Genomic DNA, 2391 nt, shown 5'->3' on the forward strand with positions numbered 1-2391 from the left:
GCCCTGGGCGCCGAAGCGGCTCGCGTCGAAGCGCGGGAAGGCGCCCCTGCCGGCGTACACCGCGGCGTCGTCGAGCTCCTCCTCGATGCGGAGCAGCTGGTTGTACTTCGCGACGCGCTCGGACCGGGCCGGCGCACCCGTCTTGATCTGGCCGCAGTTGGTGGCGACGGCGAGGTCGGCGATCGTGACGTCCTCGGTCTCGCCCGAGCGGTGGCTCATCATGCAGCGGTAGCCGTTGCTCTGCGCGAGCGCCACGGCGTCGAGCGTCTCGGTGAGCGTGCCGATCTGGTTGACCTTGACGAGCAGGGAGTTGGCGGTGCCCGTGGAGATGCCGCGCCCCAGGCGCTCGGGGTTGGTGACGAAGAGGTCGTCGCCGACGATCTGGACCTTGCTGCCGAGCAGGTCGGTCATGGACTTCCAGCCGTCCCAGTCCTCCTCGTTGAGGGGGTCCTCGATGGAGACGAGCGGGTAGGCCTCGACGAGCTCGGCGTAGTAGGCGACCATCTCGTCGGCCGACTTGCTGGTGCCCTCGAAGGCGTAGGCACCGTCCTGGAAGAACTCGGAGGCGGCCACGTCGAGGGCGAGGGCGATGTCGCGGCCGGGCTCGTAGCCGGCGGCCTTGATCGCCTCGAGGATGAGGTCGAGCGCGGCCCGGTTGGACTCGAGGTTGGGGGCGAAGCCGCCCTCGTCGCCGAGCCCGGTGGCGAGGCCGCGCTCACTGAGGACCTTCTTGAGCGAGTGGTAGACCTCGGCGCCCCAACGCACCGCCTCGCGGAAGGTCGGAGCGCCGATCGGCGCGATCATGAACTCCTGGATGTCGACGTTGGAGTCGGCGTGCGACCCCCCGTTGAGGATGTTCATCATCGGGACCGGGAGCACGTGCGCGTTGGGGCCACCGACGTAGCGGAAGAGCGGCAGACCCGCCGACTCGGCGGCGGCGTGGGCGACGGCCAGCGAGACGCCGAGGATCGCGTTGGCGCCGAGGTTCTCCTTGTTGGACGAGCCGTCGAGCGCCATCATCTCGGCGTCGATGAGCCGCTGCTCGCTGGCGTCGAATCCGACGAGGCGCGGGTTGATCTCCTCGATGACGGCATCGACGGCCTGCTCGACGCCCTTGCCCAGGTAGCGGCCCTTGTCGCCGTCGCGACGCTCGGACGCCTCGAAGGCGCCGGTCGAGGCGCCCGACGGGACGGCCGCGCGGGCGAACGTGCCGTCGTCGAGACGGATCTCGACCTCGACCGTCGGGTTGCCGCGCGAGTCCAGGATCTCGCGGGCGCCAATCTCCTCAATGCTGGCCACTGACAAACTCCTGTGCAGGTCGCGCTCGGGCACCCACCGCAGGATCGCGCGGGTGCATGCATCGGCCCAAAGCCTAGTCGCTGGCCACGCCATCGGCCTTCAGCGACCCGGCCCCACACCCGATCTCGGGGTGGGCGCCGACCCATGCCGGAAAATGGGTCAGACATTACGGGCTATACGCCCCCAATAACGCCCAACTTGAGAAAAGACTTACCGGTTCTTGACCTTGGCGTGACCGAACCCGACATACTCCGAAGTGTCACCGGGGGGTGGCTGTGTCAATGGGGAGTTACGACGCCAGCGGGGGGTTGGTGCTGTCATGGGGCAAGCCGTGCAACAACCAGGAGCGATTCTCCTGGACCTGAACGCGAGAGTGGATGCACGCAGGACTACCGAGCGGCTGCGAGGGCAACGGCTGCTTCAGCTGGGGATCGCGACCGGTGACCTCGTCATCATCGTGGGGGCGACGCTGCTCGCCGCGGTCCGGGGCGTCGACATGCCGGCTCTGGTGCCGGTGGCGAACGACGTCAACACGGTCGCGTTGTCCGTGGGGCCGGCCATCATCGTCGCCTGGATGCTGGCCAACGTGGCGCGGGGGTCCTACACCAAGGCCCACCTCGGGGTCGGCACCGTCGAGTACGCCCGGGTGCTCGGCGCTGCCGGGCTCACGGCCGGCGCCATCGGGATCTCCAGCTATTTGACGAAGTTCGAGCTCTCGCGGGCCTTCTTCGTCCTGCTGTTCCTCGTCGGCGTGCCGGTGCTGCTGCTGTGGCGGTGGTCGGCCCGCAGGATCGTCCACCGCCTGCACCGCCGCGGGCGCCTGCTGACGAAGGTGATCATCTCCGGGTCGGAGAGCCGGATCGACGAGGTCGCGAGCGTCCTGCGCCGCGAGAAGTGGCTGGGCTTTCACGTCATCGGCGCCCTGGTGCCGTCCACGCGGCCGGTCGAGCAGACCCCGGGCGGGGTGCCGGTCATCGGCTTCACCAACGAGACCGCCTCGAACGCACTCGCCTCCGAGGCCGACCTCGTGCTCTTCTCCGAGGGCGCCTTCCCATCGGCGGTCGACTTCCGCCGGATCGCCTGGGACCTCGA

Annotated in this window: 2 protein-coding genes; one reads left to right on the forward strand and one right to left on the reverse strand. The window is 69.1% G+C overall.

What is annotated here, in order from left to right; genetic code table 11:
• The coding region (gene eno / locus AC1DP0_RS20900; protein WP_478088309.1) for a phosphopyruvate hydratase at positions 1-1299 on the reverse strand (1299 nt) is incomplete at its 3' end.
• A gap of 373 nt (positions 1300-1672) precedes the next feature.
• Here eno and AC1DP0_RS20905 point away from each other — a divergent pair.
• The coding region (locus AC1DP0_RS20905) for a nucleoside-diphosphate sugar epimerase/dehydratase (protein WP_478088311.1) at positions 1673-2391 on the forward strand (719 nt) is incomplete at its 3' end.

The sequence above is a fragment of the Terrabacter sp. P5_B1 genome, from assembly GCF_056400505.1.